Source organism: Providencia sp. TYF-12, from assembly GCF_041344805.1.
GTDB classification, from domain to species: Bacteria; Pseudomonadota; Gammaproteobacteria; order Enterobacterales; family Enterobacteriaceae; genus Providencia; species Providencia huashanensis.
On the sequence record NZ_CP166833.1, the window covers coordinates 4491206 to 4514201 of the forward strand.

At 39.8% G+C, this 22996-nt stretch carries 18 protein-coding genes and 1 riboswitch; of the genes, 7 read left to right on the forward strand and 11 right to left on the reverse strand.

The window, feature by feature from the left end:
* Positions 1-254: 254 nt before the first annotated feature.
* Complete coding sequence (murI, locus tag ABE954_RS21110) at positions 255-1118, reverse strand: glutamate racemase (RefSeq protein ID WP_131680233.1); 864 nt, start codon at positions 1116-1118, stop codon at positions 255-257.
* Complete coding sequence (btuB, locus tag ABE954_RS21115) at positions 1063-2964, reverse strand: TonB-dependent vitamin B12 receptor BtuB (RefSeq protein WP_166696430.1); 1902 nt, start codon at positions 2962-2964, stop codon at positions 1063-1065. Before btuB ends, murI begins: the two co-directional genes overlap by 56 nt.
* 73 nt (positions 2965-3037) lie before the next feature.
* Positions 3038-3161, reverse strand: a riboswitch (cobalamin riboswitch).
* An 85-nt stretch (positions 3162-3246) separates the two neighbouring features.
* Here btuB and trmA point away from each other — a divergent pair.
* Positions 3247-4344, forward strand: a complete 1098-nt coding sequence (trmA, locus tag ABE954_RS21120) for a tRNA (uridine(54)-C5)-methyltransferase TrmA (RefSeq protein ID WP_071548717.1) — start codon at positions 3247-3249, stop codon at positions 4342-4344.
* Between the two features lie 59 nt (positions 4345-4403).
* On the opposite strand, the gene ABE954_RS21125 is transcribed toward trmA, so the two are convergent.
* Positions 4404-4793, reverse strand: a complete 390-nt coding sequence (locus ABE954_RS21125; RefSeq protein WP_042846651.1) for a YijD family membrane protein — start codon at positions 4791-4793, stop codon at positions 4404-4406.
* Between the two features lie 12 nt (positions 4794-4805).
* The gene (gene fabR / locus ABE954_RS21130; protein ID WP_042846652.1) at positions 4806-5462 is read right to left on the reverse strand and encodes an HTH-type transcriptional repressor FabR; all 657 of its coding nucleotides are present in this window, start codon (positions 5460-5462) and stop codon (positions 4806-4808) included.
* A 431-nt stretch (positions 5463-5893) separates the two neighbouring features.
* Here fabR and sthA point away from each other — a divergent pair, with 431 nt between their 5' ends.
* Positions 5894-7291: a Si-specific NAD(P)(+) transhydrogenase gene (sthA, locus tag ABE954_RS21135; RefSeq protein WP_042846653.1), complete on the forward strand. Its 1398-nt coding sequence runs from the start codon at positions 5894-5896 to the stop codon at positions 7289-7291.
* 79 nt (positions 7292-7370) lie between these two features.
* On the opposite strand, the gene oxyR is transcribed toward sthA, so the two are convergent.
* Complete coding sequence (oxyR, locus tag ABE954_RS21140) at positions 7371-8276, reverse strand: DNA-binding transcriptional regulator OxyR (protein ID WP_042846654.1); 906 nt, start codon at positions 8274-8276, stop codon at positions 7371-7373.
* A gap of 1673 nt (positions 8277-9949) precedes the next feature.
* Between oxyR and ABE954_RS21145 the strand changes: the two genes are divergently transcribed.
* Positions 9950-10297, forward strand: a complete 348-nt coding sequence (locus ABE954_RS21145; protein ID WP_042846655.1) for a hypothetical protein — start codon at positions 9950-9952, stop codon at positions 10295-10297.
* 64 nt (positions 10298-10361) lie between these two features.
* Here the strand turns inward: ABE954_RS21145 and argH are convergent, their stop codons facing one another.
* From argH to argC, 4 genes are all read right to left on the reverse strand, one after another.
* Positions 10362-11738 carry an argininosuccinate lyase gene (gene argH / locus ABE954_RS21150; RefSeq protein WP_042846656.1) on the reverse strand — a complete coding sequence of 459 codons (1377 nt, stop codon included), beginning with the start codon at positions 11736-11738 and terminating at the stop codon, positions 10362-10364.
* A 162-nt stretch (positions 11739-11900) separates the two neighbouring features.
* Positions 11901-13121 carry an argininosuccinate synthase gene (locus ABE954_RS21155; RefSeq protein ID WP_042846657.1) on the reverse strand — a complete coding sequence of 407 codons (1221 nt, stop codon included), beginning with the start codon at positions 13119-13121 and terminating at the stop codon, positions 11901-11903.
* A gap of 44 nt (positions 13122-13165) precedes the next feature.
* Positions 13166-13942: an acetylglutamate kinase gene (gene argB, locus ABE954_RS21160; RefSeq protein ID WP_048605766.1), complete on the reverse strand. Its 777-nt coding sequence runs from the start codon at positions 13940-13942 to the stop codon at positions 13166-13168.
* 14 nt (positions 13943-13956) lie between these two features.
* Positions 13957-14961 (reverse strand): N-acetyl-gamma-glutamyl-phosphate reductase, encoded by a 1005-nt coding sequence (gene argC / locus ABE954_RS21165; RefSeq protein WP_129467214.1) that lies wholly within the window; start codon positions 14959-14961, stop codon positions 13957-13959.
* 102 nt (positions 14962-15063) lie between these two features.
* On the opposite strand from argC, the gene argE reads away from it, so the two are divergent.
* Both argE and metF read left to right on the forward strand, forming a co-directional pair.
* Positions 15064-16227: an acetylornithine deacetylase gene (gene argE, locus ABE954_RS21170; RefSeq protein ID WP_042846660.1), complete on the forward strand. Its 1164-nt coding sequence runs from the start codon at positions 15064-15066 to the stop codon at positions 16225-16227.
* Between the two features lie 238 nt (positions 16228-16465).
* Positions 16466-17350: a methylenetetrahydrofolate reductase gene (metF, locus tag ABE954_RS21175; protein ID WP_042846661.1), complete on the forward strand. Its 885-nt coding sequence runs from the start codon at positions 16466-16468 to the stop codon at positions 17348-17350.
* A gap of 63 nt (positions 17351-17413) precedes the next feature.
* Here metF and ABE954_RS21180 read toward each other — a convergent pair whose 3' ends face one another.
* Entirely contained in the window at positions 17414-18478 is a 1065-nt protein-coding gene (locus ABE954_RS21180; protein WP_042846662.1) for a linear amide C-N hydrolase, read from the reverse strand.
* A 618-nt stretch (positions 18479-19096) separates the two neighbouring features.
* Here ABE954_RS21180 and ABE954_RS21185 point away from each other — a divergent pair.
* Positions 19097-20497, forward strand: coding sequence for a glutamate decarboxylase (locus ABE954_RS21185; RefSeq protein ID WP_042846663.1), 1401 nt, complete (start codon positions 19097-19099; stop codon positions 20495-20497).
* 111 nt (positions 20498-20608) lie between these two features.
* On the forward strand, positions 20609-22162 hold the full coding sequence (gene gadC / locus ABE954_RS21190) for a glutamate:gamma-aminobutyrate antiporter (protein ID WP_166687299.1): 1554 nt from the start codon (positions 20609-20611) through the stop codon (positions 22160-22162).
* 83 nt (positions 22163-22245) lie between these two features.
* On the opposite strand, the gene ABE954_RS21195 is transcribed toward gadC, so the two are convergent.
* Positions 22246-22965 (reverse strand): hypothetical protein, encoded by a 720-nt coding sequence (locus ABE954_RS21195; RefSeq protein ID WP_166687300.1) that lies wholly within the window; start codon positions 22963-22965, stop codon positions 22246-22248.
* Positions 22966-22996: the final 31 nt, after the last annotated feature.

Here is a 22996-nt window from a genome sequence, read left to right on the forward strand (position 1 = left end):
TTGCGACTAAATCTGTTTGATTTTCGACTTCGAGGTCGTTGTCGCGAGGAGCCGTATAATACGTTTTCCTCTGTGAGAGTCAAGCAATTTTTTGCTTTTTCTTTTCAGAATCTCTCGCTGCCGTTTCAGTGTTCATCGCGCTTTGCGTTGTCTTGTTCCCGGTCAGTGGTGGCGCATTATAGGGAGTCAGAAAAATCTGGCAACCCTTTTTTTCATATTTTTTTTCGTTCGCTCAGCTTTCCATCAAATTTAACTTAAATAGCTAGTTTTTGCAGCGTTTTGAACCCTTCAAGCTCAAGAATAGGCTGTAAGTCTTTTACGTTGGCATCCATTAATAAACAATATGCGAAATCGTCTTCATCAGAATTCATCGTCTCAGCTTGGTTGTTAATTAGCCAAGCCGTTCTTCTTGCTATTGCAGAACCTGAATCAATAAACCTTGTGCCATCGGGAAGTACCTTTTCTAGTTCCTCTATTAATAGAGGGAAATGAGTACAGCCCAAAATAACGGTGTCTGGGGGTTCTGGCATTCTGAGCCATGGCCTGACAGTTTGAGCAACTTCGTCTAATGGTAATGTTTCCCCATGCAGCTTTCTTTCTGCTAGTTGGACCAATTCCGCAGACCCTAAGGAAATCACTTTGCAGTCTGTTGCAAAACGATCGATCAGCTCTTTAGTGTATTCACGGTTTACGGTGCCTTTCGTTGCCAATAAACCAACCACACCATTACGTGTTAGTTTGGTAGCCGGCTTAATTGCGGGAACCACGCCTACAACAGGAAAGGAGAAATGGGCCCTTAAATTAGGAAGGCTGACTGTACTTGCCGTATTACAAGCAATAATTGCGATCGTTAAAGGATGCTTTGCAGCTATCGAATTTACGATTTGATAGACCCTATCAATAATAAACTCTTCACTTTTTTCACCATAAGGGAAGGCTTCATTATCGAATGCATATATATAGTGGGCATGCGGGATCATTTTTTTGACTTCACGATAGACAGATAACCCGCCCACTCCAGAGTCAAATACTAGAATGGTCGGGCGGATAGATAAGGTGTTATCAGAAGTTGTAGCTTCCTGTGAGGAAATATTCTCTTCCAGCGGTGCGATAACCATACGCGGTCTCATAGTCTTTATCGAACATATTAGCTATTTTACCACGAATTGTGAGATGTGAAGTGATTGGATATGCAGCAGTGATATCCCAAAGGCTAACACCACCCTGTTTTAATCTTTTATAATCCTTAGTACTCAAATCATATTGACTGAAATCTTTATCATATCTAGAACCAATATATTGATATGTAAGTCCCCAATCTACATTGGCAACATTCCAATCTAATTGATACTTGATTTGCTGCTTAGCCCGTCTCTCCAGAATCTTATCCGTCTTTTTGTTACGTGGATCAATATATTGATAGGTTACTTGGTGATGAAGGATACCTGTTTCGAACTCACCAACCCATTCAACACCTTTAATTTCAGCTTCGCCAATGTTCTCATAAGTGCTAGTCGGATAACCTGATTTATATGCAATCAGGTTATCAATATCATTATGGTATGCATTGACCTGCCAAAAAAGTGGTCCCGTTGTTCCTTCAACACCAATCTCCCACTGCTTACTTTCCTCGGGTTTCAAGTTCGGATTACCTAGCGTTGTTCCATATGCCGATGAAGAATACGCATATAATTGAGTTAGATTAGGTGCTTTATAAGCAGTTGCATATGAACCAATAAGTTTATAACCCTCATAAAACTCCCAACTAAGGCCCGATTGCCATGTTGTGTGCCAATTAAATTCAGAGTGATGGTCAGAACGTATAGCGGCTTCTGCTGTTACAGAATCAATAATCGCATATTGCCCTGTGAGGTATATCCCGGTGTTATTTAACGTCTGTTTTTCACTGATCATCGCATAACTGCTAGGCTCAATACTTTGACGTTGATAATCAACCCCCGCACTAATATTACCTTTATCTAATAGGTAACTATTACCCCATTGAATATTGTACTGTTTGGACTCATCAAGATTTGCAGATTCACTATATTGTCCTTTTCTAGGATCAAAGTTGTAATCTTTTGAATAACCATAACTCCCCATCAATGATGACGAATATTTACCCTGATGATATTTCAAACCGGTTTCATAAGTACGGCTATAAAGCTTGCGGGTATCCACACTTAATCCTGCATACTCGGATACGTCATAATTTGTACGGTTGTCATAACCATACGCTCTTGCATACGCTAATATTTCTGAAGAAAATTGATGTTCAATGCCTAACCATAATGACTTACTCAGGAAGCCATCTTTATCATATTGTCTTGGGCTAACATCTTTTGGCGCTAAATCAAACCCTTTGGTATGAGTATAAGCTCCGGCAGCTGTTACGGTTGTATTTTCACCAATCTTTTGCTGAGTCGAACCGTTATAGTTTTGGTAACTGTGTGAGCCAATACCCGCATTTAAAGTTGTGCCATCGTTATCACGGCGAGTAATAATATTCACTACACCACCAACAGCATCAGAACCATAAACCGCTGAGCGTGCTCCGCGTATATATTCAATGCGCTGTACCAGAGAAATTGGAATTTGGCTCATATCAGATGAGCCTGAAATACCCGCTTGATTCAAACGAACACCATCAATTAAGACCAAAACATGGCGAGATTCAGTTCCACGAATAAATAGTGAGCTTTGTTGACCCATTCCCCCACTTTGCGCAATATCCACACCTGGCAAACGCCTTAATACATCAACCACGGTATTAGATTGCCAATGGTCAATATCTTCACGGGTCACGACCGTGACAGGAGCTAATATAGAAGAGATAGGTTGTTCAAAACGGTTTGCTGACACAACTAGCTGATCAGATTGACTATTTCCACTTGCCAAAGAAGGAATACTACATAGCACTGCCAGAGCAGCGGCCGATAACGGCAGCAACTTTTTATTATTCATTATGATTACACTCGGAAAATCAATTAAATTAAGATTCCGCGAGGTTGAATATAAGATCCGCGCGAATATTCAACGAAGCGATTAGATGTGTGGCAGGTATCGGACTTTTACCGTTGCGCGTCAGTTTTGGATTCCAACCAAATTCCCTGCTCACTCAAGGTATTATCCTAAGAGGAATAACAATCAGTGTCTACGGATGAATAATGAAAACTGGACATCTTCGCTGCTTGCCCTACAATTTCGCCCCTGATACGAATTTTTTACTGTTTTATGGGGCCAAACATGCCAAACACGTTGCATACAGAAGACTACGAACTGCAACTCGCAGAGAAAACTGACCGCTTAAAAGCTATGATGGCTCCTTTTAATGCTCCCGAACCTGAAATTTTTTCATCACCGACGTCCCATTACCGGATGCGTGCAGAATTTAGAATTTGGCACGAAGGCGATGACCTGTTTCATATTATGTTTGATAAAGAGACGAAAGAACGCATTCGTATCGAACAATTTCCGGTCGCAAGTCAGCTAATTAATGACATGATGGCAACGCTGTTACCATTAATTCAGCCCAATGAGTTGCTACGCCACAAGTTATTCCAAATCGATTATTTATCCACACTGAGTAATAAGCTGATTGTTTCACTGCTATATCATAAAAAATTAGGTGAAGAGTGGGTCATTGAAGCTAAGGCGTTAAAAGAAACGCTGACTAAAAAAGGGTTTGATGTACAGCTTATCGGTAGAGCATCAAAGACAAAAATCATGTTAGATAATGATTATGTTGATGAAGTTTTACCTGTAAATGGTAAAAACATGGTTTATCGCCAAGTAGAAAATAGCTTCACTCAACCGAATGCACAGGTCAATATAAAAATGTTGGAATGGGCTATTGGTGCAACAAAAAATTCAACAGGTGATTTATTAGAGCTTTATTGTGGTAATGGGAACTTTTCATTGGCTTTAGCGCAAAATTTTAAACAGGTATTAGCGACTGAAATTGCCAAACCGTCGGTTGCTGCTGCTCAATATAATATAGAAGCAAATAATATTGAAAATGTGCAGATTATCCGAATGTCCGCTGAAGATTTTACTCAAGCAATGCAAGGTGTGCGTGAATTTAAACGCCTTGAAGGAATTTCACTTGCAGATTATCAATGCAATACCATTTTTGTTGACCCACCACGTAGTGGGTTAGATAAAGAAACTGTAAAACTAGTTCAAGGTTATGACCACATTGTCTATATCTCATGTAACCCTGAAACCTTATGCGATAATCTCAATGAACTGACCCAAACCCATAAAATTGAAAAACTAGCGTTATTTGACCAATTCCCCTATACCCACCATATGGAAAGCGGTGTGTTATTAACCCGCCGTTAGAAAATAGCAGCGACAAAAAACGCCGTATAATACGGCGTTTTTTAGTTTATTAATTCACTTTAATTTTCAATTTCTTGTTCTAACGCTAATTCTTGTTGTTCTTTTTTACGAGCTTTCCAACTGACATACATCCATAAAGCTAAAATCACAATGATAGTCGAGGGAATAAAATTTGAGCCAACCTCTGGATTTTGAACACGTAAAATCGCGGCATAGCCAAATATCCCAACAAAGAAACTACCAGCAACAAATTTTGGTAACCCCATCGGCATAGCTTGGTGTAAATAACGTTGGTGCAAACAATAAACAGCGAGTACTAATGTTAAAATGGGAAAGAAAGAAAAATCGACTAATGAGTTAAACAACGTAGAGAAAGTCCCATGAGTCGCAAGCCCAATTACAAGTGCCAGCAGTAATGTACTTCTTTCGTAACTTTTTTGATCCGTCATTGATTCTCCTTATTATTTGGTTAGGTCTGGGTCAGTTTGATTCTGTCGTTCTTGTTCACGGCGGTACCAATAGTAGGCGCCTTTAGCGATCATTCTTAGTTGCAATACCAACCGTTCTTCAAGCTTTCTTCGTTTTTCTTCATCTATATCAAGCGCTTCAGCACCAGCACTGAATACAATTGTCACCATTGCTTCTGATTGCATCTCAGTAAAATGACGCGGCATATGGCTTTCTAATTCAAGGTAATCCGCTAATTCAGCAATAAAATGTTGAATTTCCCTTGCCACTGCAGCACGAAACTCAGCCGAGGTACCGGAACGCTCTCGCAATAATAACCGAAAGGCGTTTGGGTTATTACCAATAAACTCCATAAAAGTTGAGACTGATGTGCGGATCACACTCCCACCTTTCGCAATACGCTGCCGTGCTTGACGCATCAGCTGGCGCAACATCAGACCGCTCTCATCTACCATTGTCAGACCAAGTTCATCAACGTCTTTGAAATGGCGATAAAATGAAGTTGGCGCAATACCCGCTTCCCGAGCGACTTCCCGTAAACTAAGGCTAGTAAAGCTCCGTTCAGCACTTAATTGGCTAAAAGCAGCTTCGACGAGTGAACGACGTGTTTTTTCTTTTTGTTTTGCTCTAACGCCAATAGTGTTGCTCACGGTGATCCTAATTTCTATGTCATTAAACGTTAATAATTACATCAAAGATGTAAATAAGGAGTGCTATTCACCCCCTAGCATACCTGAAATTTCTTCATCTGGTTGAGAGAAAAATCGACTCTTTATTACAATTTAGCCATTTTCAGAATTTCGCTTACTATCTTTGCTGTTTTCTTATATAGAAACCATCATCTTCACCACTACACCCTACCTGAACAAGAAAAAATAGTTTTACCAAAAATGCACTCGATATTGTTCCCCCAGAATTTCTAATTTATCGCAAAACGGCAAACGAATGGGTTTAAATAAACAGACATAAATCCGTGTTTTGAATATGCAAAAGAAGGCGATGGAAAAAGAGAAATTAGGTTAAGGAAGCAACTGATGTTACTATAATGTAGTCACTTCGTATTAAAAACAGGTCTTACCTTATGCAACTTACCCATTTTGATGCAATAGTCATTGGTTCCGGCCCTGGTGGTGAAGGCGCTGCCATGGGACTGGTAAAACAAGGAAAAAACGTTGCTGTTATTGAACGTTATAATAATGTCGGCGGAGGCTGTACCCACTGGGGAACCATTCCCTCAAAAGCCCTCCGCCATGCAGTTAGCCGTATTATCGAATTCAACCAGAACCCCCTTTATAGTGATAATTCCCGTAACTTAAGCTCCTCTTTTTCTGAAATCCTCAGGCATGCCGAAACAGTTATTAGCCAACAAACGCGTATGCGACAAGGGTTTTATGAGCGTAATGGTTGCCAAATGTTTTCTGGTGAAGCAACTTTTATTGATGAGCAACATGTGAGTGTCCGCTATGCAGATGGAAGCTGCGATGTTTTAAGTGCAGATAAAATTGTGATAGCAACAGGGTCTCGCCCATACTGCCCTTCTGACGTAGATTTTAACCATTCCCGAATTTATAACAGCGATACCATTCTCAACCTAACCCATGAACCTCGCCATGTCATTATTTATGGTGCGGGGGTTATCGGCTGCGAATACGCATCTATTTTCCGTGGATTGGGAGTCAAAGTTGATTTAATTAACACTCGCGATCACCTACTGGCTTTTCTTGACCAAGAAATGTCTGATGCCTTGTCGTATCATTTTTGGAATAGTGGCATTGTGATCCGCCATAATGAAGAATATGAAAAGATTGAAGGTTTAGATGATGGGGTCATTGTTCACCTTAAATCAGGTAAAAAAGTCAAAGCTGACTGTTTACTGTACGCCAACGGAAGAACAGGTAATACTGACGGTTTAGGTCTCGCCAATGTAGGAATCGAAGCGGATGGCCGTGGTTTAGTTAAAGTCAACAAAGCCTACCGAACAACGAATGAACACATTTATGCTGTTGGTGATGTGATTGGCTACCCAAGTCTGGCGTCTGCTGCCTATGACCAAGGGCGAATTGCAGCTCGTGCAATCGGCGGTAGTTTAGGTAATGCACATTTAGTTGAGGATATTCCAACGGGGATTTATACCATTCCTGAAATTAGTTCTGTTGGTAAAACAGAACAAGAGCTGACGGCAATGAAAGTACCTTACGAAGTTGGCCGAGCGCAATTTAAACATTTAGCTCGAGCTCAAATTGCTGGGATGAATGTCGGCAGTTTAAAAATACTATTTCATAGAGAAACGCTACAAATATTAGGTATTCACTGTTTCGGTGAAAGGGCGGCTGAGATTATTCATATCGGCCAAGCTATTATGGAACAAAAAGGCGAAGGTAATACCATTGAATATTTCGTTAATACCACATTCAATTACCCTACTATGGCAGAAGCTTTCCGTGTCGCTGCATTAAATGGCTTAAACCGCTTATTTTAATGATGTGCAATTATGGTTGCCTGTTTTTCTGGCAACCATCATATCTTTTTGAGATGTAAACAATTAGCGAGCTTTATTCCTAAACTCGATTCTTATAATAGTGATCCATCGAGTTATAAATGGTTTCTGCTAATTGCTCATAGCGACCTCTTAATGGAGACCCCGGACGATAAACTAAAACAATCGTACGTTTCGGTTCTGGCTCAATACAATTCAAATAGCAAACGCCATCACGGCAAACTTCATTTGGTACCGCTAAATCAGGTAATAGTGTAATCCCACTTCCTGCGGCGACCATGTTGCGTAACGTTTCTAAACTAGTCGCCCTAAAATGCGTATCCTCTTTAGCGCCCGCTTGGAAACAAAAGCCCATAGCTTGGTCACGCAAACAATGGCCATCTTCTAGCATTAATAGCTTTTCACCTGATAATTCACCCATTTCAATGGTGTCACGCCCATGCCATGGATGGCTTTCATAGATAGCTAATTTCATGGGTTCTTCAAATAAAGGGACAACAATAAAAGGATCTGTTTCTTTCACTTCCGCTAAAATTGCACAGTCTAATTTACCACTATCTAACTGAGCCAGTAATTGCTGAGTTTGTGCTTCATGTAAGTAAATTTCTAATTTAGGGTGTGCTTGGTGCAATTGAGGAATGATATGTGGTAATAAGTACGGTGCCACTGTAGGTATCAAACCGATATGCAATGGGCCAGACATACTCTCGCCTTGCAACGCGGCCATTTCTTGCAGTACTTTTATTTCTCGCAAAATAGTTCGAGCCTGTTCAACGAGTAATAAACCTTGTTGAGTAAAAAGAACTTTACGACTAGTTCTTTCTAGTAGCATAACACCAAGCTCTTCTTCTAGCTTACGAATTTGTCCACTCAATGTTGGTTGGCTAACATGACAAGAATCCGCGGCACGTCTAAAGTGTTTATGTTCAGCTAGTGCAACAAGGTACTCCAAATCTCGAATATTCATATTCCTATTTCCTTTCGTGAATTCTTTGCCAAACCAAAGATAGATAATACCAATCACTATATCGATATTAGTTTGTTATATCTATTGATATATTAAAAAACACCGTGTTTCATCCCATTTCAGCATAAATAACCCACTCACTGAAATAGATAGTAACATTTAGAAACAAAATGACTCAATTCTGTTCCCTCCATTTTTCACAAAACAAAAATAGGAATCAAACAATTATAAATTGTATTTGTGACATCAAATTAAAGTAAACCTTTCTTCAATTTTATATGAGTACATAAACAAACCTCCCCCAAATAATAGTTTATATCCAGTCTAGTCGCTTCTAAAAAGCTTTCATCCGTGATAATGACACGAGGAGCTAAAATACTATGGATGCTACTATTACCACACTTTATCCCCTCACAAGTTAAAAATACCTCATTAAATAATTAAAGAATGTCGCCATACTGTCGATACCCTATACAGCATACTAATGATAACAAACCTGAGTATTGAAGAGAGCTGAAACGGCCAAGTAAGCAAGTGAGGCTGCTGAAAACAAATAACAACAAAAGGCGTAATAGAGATCAGCAATGTGATGTAGTAAAGAGGCAACCCATTTAGCCTTCTCTTTTTGTAAATACAAAAAAAGAGTTGCACCTTAACATGAGCAACAACTAATAGGGCAAGCAAGCAAAAATAAAGACGTCAAACATCAATTTGGGGAGTTCCAATATAATTGGATGTAATATTGAAACATTTATATTAATCACAATGTAGTTTTAAGCGAAATAGCTCGAAAAACAAGGTAGCTTTACTCTCCAAAAGTTTAAAAATGGGCTTGGCTAGCCTTTTTTTAGAAACATTTTGTTATATTTGTTTTCATTTATTATTAATCTTTGTAAGTTTCTGTTTGAAAGTTAATTCAAAATCTCAATGTAACCTGACTACTTTATATATAAATAGAGCTCTACTCGCTGTCACTATTAAAAAAATCACAGCAGATTAAACCATCAAAAAGAGAACCAAAACCACAAACTCAGAACATTAAACACCAAAAAAGACAAATTAATAGATGATAATAAAAAATCTGCTATAGGACATTAAACAGGATAGATTCTATACAACCCCTATTTCTATTATATTTCCACACATTTGAATTTTCAAATTTACACCTTTGGCGCGTTTTTCGTTTTATAATTCTTCCCATAGCAAGACATGAACAAATTAAAATCAACCAAACCATATAGACTTTAAATTAGGAGTTAATATCATGACTATTAAAAATATCTCTTCAGTATTAGCGTTAACTTTAGTCCCTACTTCATTATTCACAGCAAATGTATAAACTAAAGAGAATCAAACAACAACTAATTTTAAAGCTGCTATTTTTGCTTCACCCTGTACTTGTGACATCAATAATAAAACAAATTTAAATTATTTTAATAATGAAAAAATAAAACAGAAACAAGCAAAATTAATTTCTCTAAAGAGCAAAAATCCACAGAGTAGAAAAATTAGATAATAACCATAGCACTTACCAATTTAAATGGACTAATGAAGATAAAGGCCATGCACTATTATCAGTACAACATGCATAATCATTAAACGACTTTTTTATTAAATAACCAAGATAATATAACAAACTGATTTTAAACAAAATTAAATTATAGGATTCTATTATGAAAAATTCAATGGCGAAAAAAGTATTTCATTGTTCAATAACAGCTTTATTATTAATGACAGCCTCTAGTATATTTAGTGCTTATGCCGCTCAGAATCAAGATTCTGGCACCATTAATTTCTATGGCGCAATTGTCCATCCGAATTGTACAAATGATATCAGTGAGACACAGATTAAATTACATTGTATGAATAATAATACAGAATTAACCACCGAGAGTATTGAGCTAAATAATATTACTCAAAAAAGTGGCTGGAAGGTTATTAATGATGGCAGAAATGAATATTCATACAATTGGGTTAACGAGGAGAAACAACTAGGCATGCTAACCGTTAAATATATTTAATAGAACTGTGTTATGGGAATAGGGGTAGTCATGCTACCCCCCATTTTCTGGTGACAATGACCGATTAAAGCCCCAACCTTGTTTTTGCCTCCACAATCGCACTCGCCACCTGCTTCTGAGATACCCCACCTTTTGCTAACCGCTTATCTAAGCATGATTGCAGCGATAAAATTTCATACACATCCAATTGAATAGTATCACTGAATTTTTGCAGATCACTTAATGCCATTTCTTCCAATGCTTTACCTTGAGCAATAGCAGTAACAACCGCTTCACCCACAATATGGTGCGCTTCACGGAATGGAACGCCTTTCGCTACTAAATAATCCGCCAGCTCAGTCGCATTTGCATAGCCTTGTTTTGCTGCATCTTCACAACGTGGGCGACGAATTTGAATACCATCAAGGACTAACGCTGCCATATGCATACAATCTAACCATGTGTCTAATGCATCAAATAAGCCTTCTTTATCCTCTTGCATGTCTTTGTTATAAGCAAGCGGTAACCCTTTTAACGTCATCATCATACCCGTTAATGCGCCTTGAACTCGCCCACATTTACCGCGGATCAATTCGAGTGCATCTGGGTTTTTCTTTTGTGGCATTAATGAAGAGCCCGAGGTTACTTTGTCAGATAACTCAACGAAGCCTGCCTCACCACTATTGAAGAAAATTAAATCTTCAGCAAAACGCGATAAATGCACCATGCCAATGCTGGCATCAGATAATAATTCGAGTACGTGATCTCTGTCTGAAACGGTGTCTAAACTATTGCGTGTCGCAGATGCGAAACCAAGCCAAGAGGCAAGTTGCTCTCGGTCAATATCATACGCTGTCCCCGCCAATGCACCACACCCTAATGGGCTAACGTCTAGACGCTTTAGTGTGTCTTTTAAGCGGCTTTCATCACGCGCTAACATTTCACTATAAGCTAAACACCAGTGGGCAAATGTCACGGGCTGAGCGCGTTGTAAATGAGTATAGCCTGGCATCACTGCGTCTTGGTTATTTTCGGCTGTGATGACTAATGCTTTTTGTAGCTCAGTGACCGCTTCTAATAATAATGCGACTTGGTCTTTACACCATAATTTTAAATCTGTCGCCACTTGGTCATTACGACTACGACCTGTGTGTAATTTTTTACCTAAATCACCAACTTTATCAATCAGTTTACCTTCAACCCAGCTGTGAATATCTTCTGCATCACTTTGCAGTATAATTTCAGGGTTATCTTGCACTTCTTTTAACAATGCATTTAGCGCTTGTTCTAAAGATTGTTGTTCGCTCTCAGTCAGTACACCAACGGTGACTAATGATTTTGACCATGCGACTGAGCCAATAATATCTTGTTGCGCCAAGCGATAATCAAAACGCAGTGAATCATTAAACTGTTTAAACCGTTGATCCGCTTGCTGGCTAAAACGCCCACCCCATAGTGCCATAACTAATCCCTACCTGATTGATAAAATAAGTTTTGCTCCCGACAGCACTGAACGCTGCCGGGGATCTAGCCTGTTATATTCCCAATAATTCGAGGTGCAGCTAAGCGACAAGTCAATGTGTACAATCAACGCCACTGCAACTTGAAGTATGACGAGTATAGGTTACTTAGCTTTATTCTGTTCTTTCAACGCACGGATACGTGAAGACAGGGAATAAAGACGGATAAACCCGCCTGCGTGGCTATGGTCATATACCTCATCTTCACCAAATGTGGCGAATTCTTCAGAATATAGGCTCTTGTCCGCTTTCTTCTGAATTGCCGTGACTTGCCCTTTATATAATTTCAGAACAACTTCACCGGTGACATCTTGTGCTAATGATTCTGCCGCAGCTTGTAGCGAATGGCGTAATGGCGCAAACCAACGCCCATCATAAACCACATAAGACATTTCTAAGCCTAATTGCTCACGCCATTTGTAGCTATCGCGGTCCAGAACTAATTGCTCAACGCCACGCAGAGCCGCCATCATAATGGTGCCCCCTGGGGTTTCATAGCAACCGCGAGATTTCATGCCGACTAAACGGTTTTCAACGATATCGATACGGCCAACACCGTGTTTTGCCCCTAGCGTATTCAGTGTTTCTAGGCAACCTAGTGCAGATAATGTTTTACCATTAACTGAAACTACCTCGCCGTGTTTCACGCCCACGGTCACCAGTTCAGCTTCATCTGGCGCATCTTGTGGGTCAACTGTCCATACCCAGCAGTCTTGGTTTGCTGCATTCCATGTGCTTTCTAATACACCACCTTCTGTAGAGATATGCCACGCATTTTCATCACGGCTATAAATTTTTTCAAGGCTAGCAGTCGTTGGGATATTGCGCTCTTTTAAATAATCGAGCAGCGCCTCACGTGAGCGAAGATCCCACTCACGCCATGGAGCAACCACCTGTAATTGCGGCGCAAGCGCAGTATAGGTGCTTTCGAAGCGTACTTGGTCATTCCCTTTACCTGTTGCGCCATGGGCAACCGCATCAGCCCCTACTTTTAAGGCAATTTCCACTTGGGCTTTTGCAATAATAGGACGAGCCATTGAGGTACCTAATAAATAACTACCTTCGTATAACGCACCTGTTTTAAGAACTGGGTAAATATATTCCTTAACGAATTCTTCGCGCAGGTCAACAACGTAACACTCAGATGCGCCTGATTGCAGAGCCTTTTTCTCAACACCGACTAAGTCTTCTCTGTCTTGCCCTACGTCAGCAACGAAAGCAACCACTTCGCAGTCATCATAGTTTTCTTTCAACCATGGAATAATTGCCGATGTATCGAGACCACCTGAGTATGCTAATACGATTTTTTTAATGCCCTTTTTCATAACGTACCTATTCCGCTCAATTAATATTTATTTCCATGGCTCATTTATGATGCCAAGATCCGAGTTCCGATAGCTGTCCCATTAAACAGCTCAGGAAGTTGTTCTGCATGACGCCAACTTGCGATATCAACCGAGCGCTGTAAGGCCGTTGCGGCATCAAGTGCAGCATTCACCTTAACAATCATTCCATCAGTGATGATGCCTTGCTCAATTAATTTTTGGGCTTTTTGTGTCGTCATTTCATCAATTTTCTGGCCTTTACCATCCAAAATACCGCTCACATCAGACAGTAAAACCAGATCTGCATTTAATGCTTGCGCGATAGCGGTGGCTGCTTGGTCAGCATTCACATTCATCAATTCACCCTCTGGGGTGACCCCTATCGAGCTAACAATTGGTAAATAACCTGAATTCAAAAGTAATTTCAATAAATTAGAGTTACCTGGCTTTGCGTTTCCAACATGCCCTAGCTCTTCATTTAATTGAGTCACTATGGCACTTTGACCGTCACCCAGCGACAAACCTACCGCAGGTAACTGATATTTTATCGCCCACGCTAGCAAGGTTTTATTAGCTGTTCCCGCTAAGGCACCCGTAATAATATCGATTTGGTCTGCAGGCGTGACACGCAACCCTTGTTTTTTCACGACAGGTAATTGTAGTTTTTGCATTAGTTCATCTACTAAGCACCCACCACCATGAACAATCACTAGCTCACGTTGATGTCGCTGGCGATAGCTTTGGATTGCCGTAAACAACTTTTCAAGTGCCTCGGTGCTATCAAGTAACACTCCGCCCAATTTAATCACTAAGGGTTGCATGGGTTTGATCCTTATTAAAATAATGACTGAGTTTCATTAAAACCAAAACGAATATTCATGCACTGAACGGCTTGTGCAGCAGCACCTTTAAGCAGGTTATCTTCTGTACCGACTAAAATCAGGTGTTCCCCTTTCAATACATAGCCGATATCACAAAATGGCGTACCAACAACTGATTTCAATGCTGGAACACCTTTTTCATACAAACGGACTAACGGTTTGCCTTGATATGCCTCTTTAAAAGTTTTACCGACCTGCTCTGCGGTCACACCGGCTTTTACTTTGCAGGTGATAGTCGCCAATATTCCTCGTGAAAAATTGCCCAGATGAGGAGTGAAAATGACATCCCGACCTAAATGAGTCGCAATTTCTGGCTGATGACGATGCGTAAAGATGCCATATGGCTGTAAGCTAACTTCACAAAAACTGTTGGTCATCGATGCCTTACGGCCCGCACCTGAAACACCGCTAGTTGCATTAATTACTGGCCACATTGCGTCATCCAGTAATTGCGCATCAATTAATGGCTTCAGCGCTAACTGAGACACCGTCGGATAACACCCCGGAACAGCAATTAACTGAGCTTGTCGAATTTTATCCGCCTGCCATTCAGCTAAACCGTAAACCGCTTGCATTAACCATTCGGTATTTGTATGTTCAAAGCCATAGTACTGCGTATAAAACGCAGGGTCTTGAACGCGATAAGCACCGGATAAGTCAAACACCACACAACCCGCATCAAGAAATTGAGGCGCGATGTCATGGCTCACTTCATGTGCAGTAGCGAGAAAAACAACATCAATACCTTTCGCAGCCTCTGCAACATCAGTTAATGGCTGTACCGGAAGGTCAATAATACCCTTATACTGAGGATGCAAATCAGAAAAACGTTTATTTGCATCTGCGCTTTGCGCAGAAACCATTAATCCCTGAAGATTTATTTCAGGGTGACGCTGCAAATAAGCGGCTAATTCTGCTCCAGTATAGCCACTGGCCCCGATAATGAGTGTGTTCAACATATGCTTTCTACCTTGTACTCGTGACCCAAACAGTTTAATGTGTATTTTTATTCAAATAAAGTGCATGAATATTGATACTATTATGGATAAAGGCTGTCAACAGTGAATATTAAATTACCTGCATTTATTGAGATTTATCGTCAATTAATTGCCACTCCATCGATTAGTGCGACTGATTCTCATTTGGATCAAAGCAATAAAGCCCTTGTGGAACTTTTAGGTGGTTGGTTAGAAACTCTCGGTTTTTCGGTTAACATCCAACCTGTGCCGGAAACACGTGATAAATACAACTTACTCGCTTCTATCGGTGAGGGTAACGGTGGGCTAATGTTATGTGGCCATACCGACACAGTACCATTCGATGAGGGCCGTTGGAGTAAAAACCCATTCGAGCTGACTGAGCACGATGGTAAGTTATATGGGCTTGGTACCGCAGATATGAAAGGTTTTTTCGCCTTTATTGTTGATGCGTTAAGAGATATGGATTTAACAAAACTCCAACGCCCACTGCATATCTTAGCAACTGCTGATGAAGAAACGTCAATGGCAGGTGCACGTTATTTTGCGGCTAACACAGCACTACGCCCTGATTTTGCTATTATTGGTGAACCTACGTCTTTACAACCTATACGAGCACATAAAGGGCATATATCGAACGCCATTCGCATTACTGGGCAATCAGGGCACTCCAGTGACCCAGAGCGTGGTGTTAATGCGATTGAATTAATGCATGAATCAATTTCTCATTTGATGACGCTCAGAAATACATTGAAAGAGCGTTTTAATAACCCTGCTTTTGTTATTCCATACCCAACTATGAACTTTGGGCACATTCATGGAGGGGACGCGGCAAACCGTATCTGCGGCTGTTGTGAGTTGCATATGGATATTCGCCCACTACCAGGGCTGACATTGCAAGATCTGGATGAAATGTTAAATCATGCCCTTGAGCCTGTCAGCACCAAATGGCCAGGCCGTATAGCAATAGAATCAATGCATCCACCAATTCCTGGCTATGAATGCCCAACAGATCACAAAATGGTTGCTGTGATTGAACAGTTACTAGGGCAAAAAGCAGATACCGTAAATTACTGTACTGAAGCGCCATTCATTCAAGAACTGTGCCCGACCTTAGTACTTGGCCCAGGTTCGATTGAGCAAGCACACCAACCTGATGAGTTTATTGATATGCGTTTTATAGAACCGACTCGTCAGCTAATTAGCCAAATGATAGAACACTTCTGTTTTACTAAACAAAATCAATGATTGCCTTAAAAACGCATGGCTATATTTAGCGCCATGCGTTTTTATCATGAATTTTTTTCCTGTTACCTTTGAAAAAACCTCAGCGTCTATATTTAATTTAAGGGTTGACTATCGACCAATATCCGGTAATCTCTATTTAGCCGTCTAAACGTATAGACGCGTACATGGATGTGATTATTTATAAAGATCATAACTCACAAAGATAATAATGAGTCTGCAAATTGCGAGGTTACAGGGTATGAGTTTTTTTCACGCAAACCAGCGCGAAGCGCTAAATCAAAACTTAGCTGAATTAGATGGCCAAATTAATGTTTCATTTGAGTTTTTCCCACCTCGCAGTGAAGAGATGGAGCAAACACTTTGGAAATCTATCGATAGACTCAAAACCTTAAAACCTAAATTTGTATCAGTGACCTATGGTGCCAACTCAGGTGAACGCGATCGAACCCATAGCATTATTAAAGATATCAAAGATAAAACAGGTTTAATTGCAGCCCCTCATTTAACCTGTATCGATGCGAGCCGTGATGAATTAAAAGGCATTGCACGTGACTACTGGAATAATGGTATACGCCATATTGTAGCTCTACGTGGCGACCTACCCGATAACAGCAATAAACCCGATATGTATGCAACTGATTTGGTTGAACTATTAAAAGGTGAAGCCGACTTTGATATTTCAGTCGCTGCTTACCCAGAGGTTCACCCTGAAGCGAAAAGTGCCCAAGCAGATTTAATTAGCCTTAAAAAGAAAATTGATGCAGGTGCTAGCCGTGCAATCACCCAATTTTTCTTTGATGTTGAAAGCTACCTCCGTTTTCGCGATCGCTGCGTTGCAACGGGTATCGACGTTGAAATCGTCCCAGGTATTTTACCCGTTTCTAATTTCCGTCAGTTAGAGCGTTTTGCCAAGTTAACCAATGTACGCATTCCCGCATGGATGAGCAAAATGTATGAAGGGTTAGACAACGACCCTGAAAGCCGTAACCTTGTTGGTGCGTCAATCGCCATGGATATGGTCAAAATTTTGAGCAGAGAAGGCGTGAAAGATTTCCATTTTTATACCCTTAACCGCTCTGAACTTACTTATGCAATCTGTCATACGTTAGGAGTTAGGCCTTAAAGGGCGAGTTTACAGCACATAAGTAAATTAAAGGGGCGAGTTGCCCCTCACCCTATAAATAGACTAAACCAAGGCTGGGTTAGGAACATTAACGTGAATGAATACGGGTTGTTGTTCATTCTCAAATTGTTCTATCGTAAATTTTTGATAATTTAAATTGTTATACCCTCTAAATAAGAGTATCCCCCGCTGCAAATCAGTCAATACTGTCCAAACTGAAAACTCGGTTAGGTAAAGCTTGAAGATATCATCTTCCCCTAATAATGGATCAACAGAGGCATTTTTAGGCCGGTCAAATTTATTCATGACGTGCCCTAATTCTACGAGCTGAACATTGGGGTCTGATACTTTATGATAGTAAGTTGAATAATAAACTGCCCGAACAAACCGCCCAACAGAGGTGTCAGCATTTGGCACTGCAGCAAGAGCGATACCGCTATCAGGCTGGGAGAGTTTCATATTACCTAACGTGCTTGATGACACATCAACATTTGAGAGTTGGGTATAGTTATTAAGGTTAGTGAGATGCCAAGGAAATTCAGGGCCATTCGTCATACAGCGAGTTGGGTTGTCATAAACGTGCAAAACCCCCTTTGATACTTCAACCACGATACACGCCCCCGTTCTGTCATAAAAAGCATAATGAAAAGGGCTTGGCATATTACGCAGCAGTAATAATTTTTGTGACCAAAATGCCGTTTTAGGGATCGCTTTTTTCAACTCAGCGACTGTGGCGTATTGAGATAATGCCCACTCACCAATTGATGCAATCGGTACTGCTTTAGTATATTTTTTGGGGTTAAGGGGGGCTAATTCAGAATCTGTGATCATATTTAAACTAAAAGCTAACCCTCCGGAGTTAACGCCCTCAAGAACATCCCTTTCCCCTAAAATACTCACTGGTGCAGTAATTGCGATAAAAGGATACTTCACTTTATACTTTAGTCCTAAAGAGCCATCAGGGGCTTTACGCTGAAAAATATGGTTCTTCGGGTAATAAGTTAAAATTGACTCAGGTTCATCTGAAGAGAACTCTAATGTTCTACCGTGATAAACGTAATTATTTTTATCTGTGATTGCCAGAGATGTACAAGCAAACGCGCGAGGATTTGTGTTTTTTTCTAACATGTTAGCAGCCTTATCAAATAATATATTTGCCTATTACCATAATTACGATGAATAAAACCCATGATATTTAATAAATTAACCTGACTTATTTAAGGTATAATACATTCTGGCGTTTATATCCAACAAAATGAATATAAAAATAAAACAGAAAGGGGGAATTTAGCGTTAAATCTTTTTTAGAGCATCACATTAAATTTAAATTTAATGAAAACTAAATTTGAATTATTCGTTAATAATCATCACAATTATGAAATATGTAATCCATTTAATATGTTATAAAAACCCAACACTAATTAGCATCATCAGATAACGACAAACTAACTCATAAAGAATAAATTTACAGAAGTTAACCCCAAAATTTTCACTCATGATGAGTTAAGCAGCTAAAATCTCAGGGTAAACATGACTTAAAAAGACACCTAACCAATATTAAATATATTACTTCCCCCCATCCGCCATAGTTATAACCTTAATTTCATTCTAATTAAGATAATGGCTATTCAATTAATTTTTTTTAGTTTAAATCTTTGGATATTTAAAGAAGAGCGCGTATATTTAATATTGCTCTCAATATTAAATATCACATAATTACCACTTGGTTATTGAGGAAATTAAAATATGAGTAATCGTTCATTGAATCCAAAATATAATGGGATGGATGACGTTTATGCGTCATTAGAGTTATCAAAATCATTACCAAAAACTAAATTTCCATCAAAAGAACAAGAACCTCGCAATGTATTTAGTGCAGTGCGAGATGAATTAATGTTAGATGGTAATTCACGTCAAAATTTAGCAACATTCTGCCAAACTTGGGTAGATGATGAAATTCGTGACTTAATGGACTTATCTATCGATAAAAATATGATCGATAAAGATGAATATCCACAAACTGCCGAAATTGAAAACCGTTGTGTACATATGCTAGCGGATCTTTGGCATTCGCCAGATGCAGAAAATACCCTCGGCTGCTCGACCATCGGTTCTTCTGAAGCAGCAATGCTTGGAGGGTTAGCCTTAAAGTGGCAATGGCGTAAAAAACGTGCAGCAGCAGGAAAGCCAACAGACAAACCAAACATGATCTGTGGCCCTGTTCAAGTATGTTGGCATAAATTTGCCCGCTACTTTGATGTTGAACTCAGGGAGATCCCACTTGAAGGCGACCGCCTGATTATGAACCCTGAGGAAGTGCTTAAACGTGTAGATGAAAATACGATTGGTGTAGTACCAACGTTAGGCGTGACATTTACTTGCCAATATGAACCTGTTAAAGCAGTTCATGATGCATTAGATAAGTTACAAAAAGAAACGGGCTTAGATATTCCTATCCATGTCGATGGTGCAAGCGGTGGGTTCCTAGCACCATTTTGTGCGCCAGATTTAGAATGGGATTTCCGTTTACCTCGCGTAAAATCGATTAACTCTTCCGGACATAAATTTGGTTTAGCTCCATTAGGCGCAGGCTGGGTAGTCTGGCGTGAAGCGCAAGACTTACCTGAAGAATTAATTTTCAATGTAAACTATTTAGGTGGCAATATGCCAACCTTCGCGCTTAACTTCTCTCGCCCAGGTGGTCAAATTATCGCTCAGTACTATAACTTCCTGAGGCTCGGTCGTGAAGGCTATGCAAAAATTCATAATTCTTGCTACGCAACTGCGCAATTCCTAGCCCGCGAAATCGAAAAGTTAGGTCCATTTGAAATGATTTTCGATGGTGATAGCCAAAAAGGTATCCCAGCGCTGGCTTGGAAGTTGAAAAAAGGCGAGACCACCAGCAATTATTCCCTCTATGACATAGCAGATAAACTACGTAGTCGTGGATGGCAAGTCCCTGCATATTCAATGCCAGCAAACCGTGAAGACCTCGTTGTTCAACGTATCTTAGTTCGTCACGGAGTAAGTTTAGACTTAGCCGCATTGTTAATTGAAGATTTTAAACGCACGCTAGATTATTTCGAAAAACACCCAGTCAATAAACCGCTAACAGAAGATGAAGGCGGCGGTTTTAACCACAGTTAATTAGCTAGTCATTAGCTCTATTATTTATTAGCCAAAGAATGTCATGTTCTTTGGCTTCTATTGGGATCAGTCCTGTAAGACTGATTGTTTATAGACTTTAGGAGAACTCGTATGGCGACAACAACGACAGCTCCAGCCGCAAAACAGCTCACATTACTGGGTTTTTTTGCCATTACAGCCTCAATGGTAATGGCTGTATATGAATACCCAACGTTTGCAACATCTGGTTTTAGTTTAGTTTTTTTCCTATTGTTAGGCGGATTGTTATGGTTCATTCCTGTCGCATTATGTGCCGCAGAAATGGCGACAGTGGAAGGTTGGGAAGAAGGCGGTGTGTTCGCATGGGTTTCTAATACACTAGGTGAGCGCTGGGGATTTGCTGCAATTTCATTTGGTTACCTACAGATTGCTATTGGCTTTATCCCAATGCTGTACTTCGTGCTAGGGGCCCTATCTTATATTCTAAATTGGCCAGAATTGAATACGGACCCTGTAACCAAAACTATCGGGGCATTAGTCATTTTATGGGTGCTAGCTTTCACTCAATTTGGCGGGACCAAATATACTGCGACCATCGCTAAAGTAGGTTTCTTTTTAGGTATTTTACTTCCTGCACTCATTTTAGTGTTTTTAGCCATTAGTTATTTATCCAGCGGTGCCCCTTTAGCCATTGAAATCAGTGAAAAAACCTTTATACCTGATTTTACCCAAATAGGGACATTGGTCGTTTTTGTTGCGTTTATTTTGAGTTATATGGGAGTTGAGGCTTCCGCAACCCACGTTAACGAAATGAAAAACCCAGGTAGAGACTACCCAGCAGCCATGTTTTTACTGATGATAGCAGCCATTTGTTTAAGCTCTATTGGCGGGTTATCTGTTGCTGTTGCTATCCCAAATAGTGAAATTAACCTGTCTGCCGGTGTAGTTCAGACATTCAACGTACTTGTTACACACTTTAATTCTTCACTTGAATGGGCAGTGCGAATTATTGCAGCTTTATTATTGCTTGGTGTCTTAGCGGAAATAGCCTCATGGATTGTAGGGCCTTCGCGAGGAATGTACGTTGCGGCACAGAAAGGAATTTTGCCGCAAAGTTTCGCCAAAGTGAATAAAAATGGCGTCCCAGTCACACTGGTTGTCTCTCAATTATTAATTACAACTGTCGCGATTATCGTCCTCACCAATACTGGCGGCGGCGGGAATATGTCATTCCTTATTGCATTGGCACTGACGGTCGTTATTTATCTCTGTAGCTACTTTATGTTATTCCTTGGTTATATGCATTTAGTCTGCAAGCAACCTGAGAAGAAACGAGCGTTTAATATCCCTGGTGGCAAAGGTGTTAAATTACTTGTTGCCTCCGCTGGGTTTATTATTTCTATCTTAGCGTTTATTGTTTCATTCTTCCCACCAAGCTCATTACCCGGCGGAGCAAGTGATAATACTTACGTCACGCTACTTGCCGTCAGCTTTATAATTATCTTCTTACTGCCATTTGTAATTTATGCATTCCATAGCAAGCAAGGTAAGAAAACCAATGTGGCGATGGTACATATCAAAACGCATAATGCACCAGTTAACCACTTCTTTATTCACCCTAGAGCGCGTTCTACCTATCATTTAATTCATGATGATAAGCCCCCCAAAGAGAATGATAAATCATAAAATAAATAACCTGTGATTTATTTCACCACAGTAATATCGGTCTTATTTAAAGGGAAGCAACTTAGCTTCCCTTTACTTATCCTTTAACTCGCGAAATAGCTGAGATATACTTTTTGCTCTCTAATTAATTCCGCTAACTTAGATACATCCGCATTATCCTGAGTATAAATAGTATATTGCGCATAATCGTTCATCCATAATTCACTGACTGACACAAACTCCAACATACATTTATTTACATCATCAAGATGATGAGCAAACGCCTTATGTAACGCCACTGACTCGAGTAACTTACTTATTTCTTTTTCTAGACAAACTACCATATCATCAATCACGAGATGAAATTCGCAACCACTATAATCAAGTGAGTTGCTCTGTATTAAAAAGCTATTTTTCTCTTGATTCATCGCGTCGAGCTTGGCTTGAAAATAAGCTGCTCTAGATTCCATTAACTCAATTTCATCAGTGACTTGCTTCATTAGCACCGTAATATTTGAGTCACCATAAACCTGATGATTGGTAGAATATAATTCATTTGTATATGTAATTAACCCTTCTAAAGTAGAGCGCGTTTCAAGTTCAATAGCATGAGTATTATCTGAAATAGATAATGCAACCTTATCTGTCTCTGAAAAAATATAATTATAACCTAATGATAAGGCGTCTCTCATCCGTTTAAAATAATCCAATGCAGTTTCGTATGAGTTATTAAAACCCGCGTATATTCCATCATATTTATTATTAATTACGTTTGAATAGTTATATTCAAAATCCGAAAGCTTCATGTCTCTTATATTTTCCATTTCAACACTCCATTTTTAAGGAATAAATTTC

Coding starts and splice junctions, on each gene's coding strand:
- argH (WP_042846656.1), bottom strand. CDS start 11,738: ATGGCACTATGGGGTGGGCGTTTTAGCCAGCAAGCGGATCAACGGTTT.
- argC (WP_129467214.1), bottom strand. CDS start 14,961: ATGTTGAACACACTCATTATCGGGGCCAGTGGCTATACTGGAGCAGAA.
- ABE954_RS21185 (WP_042846663.1), top strand. CDS start 19,097: ATGAGTAATCGTTCATTGAATCCAAAATATAATGGGATGGATGACGTT.
- metF (WP_042846661.1), top strand. CDS start 16,466: ATGAGTTTTTTTCACGCAAACCAGCGCGAAGCGCTAAATCAAAACTTA.
- oxyR (WP_042846654.1), bottom strand. CDS start 8,276: ATGAATATTCGAGATTTGGAGTACCTTGTTGCACTAGCTGAACATAAA.
- ABE954_RS21180 (WP_042846662.1), bottom strand. CDS start 18,478: ATGTTAGAAAAAAACACAAATCCTCGCGCGTTTGCTTGTACATCTCTG.
- argB (WP_048605766.1), bottom strand. CDS start 13,942: ATGCAACCCTTAGTGATTAAATTGGGCGGAGTGTTACTTGATAGCACC.
- ABE954_RS21195 (WP_166687300.1), bottom strand. CDS start 22,965: ATGGAAAATATAAGAGACATGAAGCTTTCGGATTTTGAATATAACTAT.
- trmA (WP_071548717.1), top strand. CDS start 3,247: ATGCCAAACACGTTGCATACAGAAGACTACGAACTGCAACTCGCAGAG.
- ABE954_RS21145 (WP_042846655.1), top strand. CDS start 9,950: ATGAAAAATTCAATGGCGAAAAAAGTATTTCATTGTTCAATAACAGCT.
- gadC (WP_166687299.1), top strand. CDS start 20,609: ATGGCGACAACAACGACAGCTCCAGCCGCAAAACAGCTCACATTACTG.
- btuB (WP_166696430.1), bottom strand. CDS start 2,964: ATGAATAATAAAAAGTTGCTGCCGTTATCGGCCGCTGCTCTGGCAGTG.
- ABE954_RS21155 (WP_042846657.1), bottom strand. CDS start 13,121: ATGAAAAAGGGCATTAAAAAAATCGTATTAGCATACTCAGGTGGTCTC.
- murI (WP_131680233.1), bottom strand. CDS start 1,118: ATGGTTATCGCACCGCTGGAAGAGAATATTTCCTCACAGGAAGCTACA.
- sthA (WP_042846653.1), top strand. CDS start 5,894: ATGCAACTTACCCATTTTGATGCAATAGTCATTGGTTCCGGCCCTGGT.
- ABE954_RS21125 (WP_042846651.1), bottom strand. CDS start 4,793: ATGACGGATCAAAAAAGTTACGAAAGAAGTACATTACTGCTGGCACTT.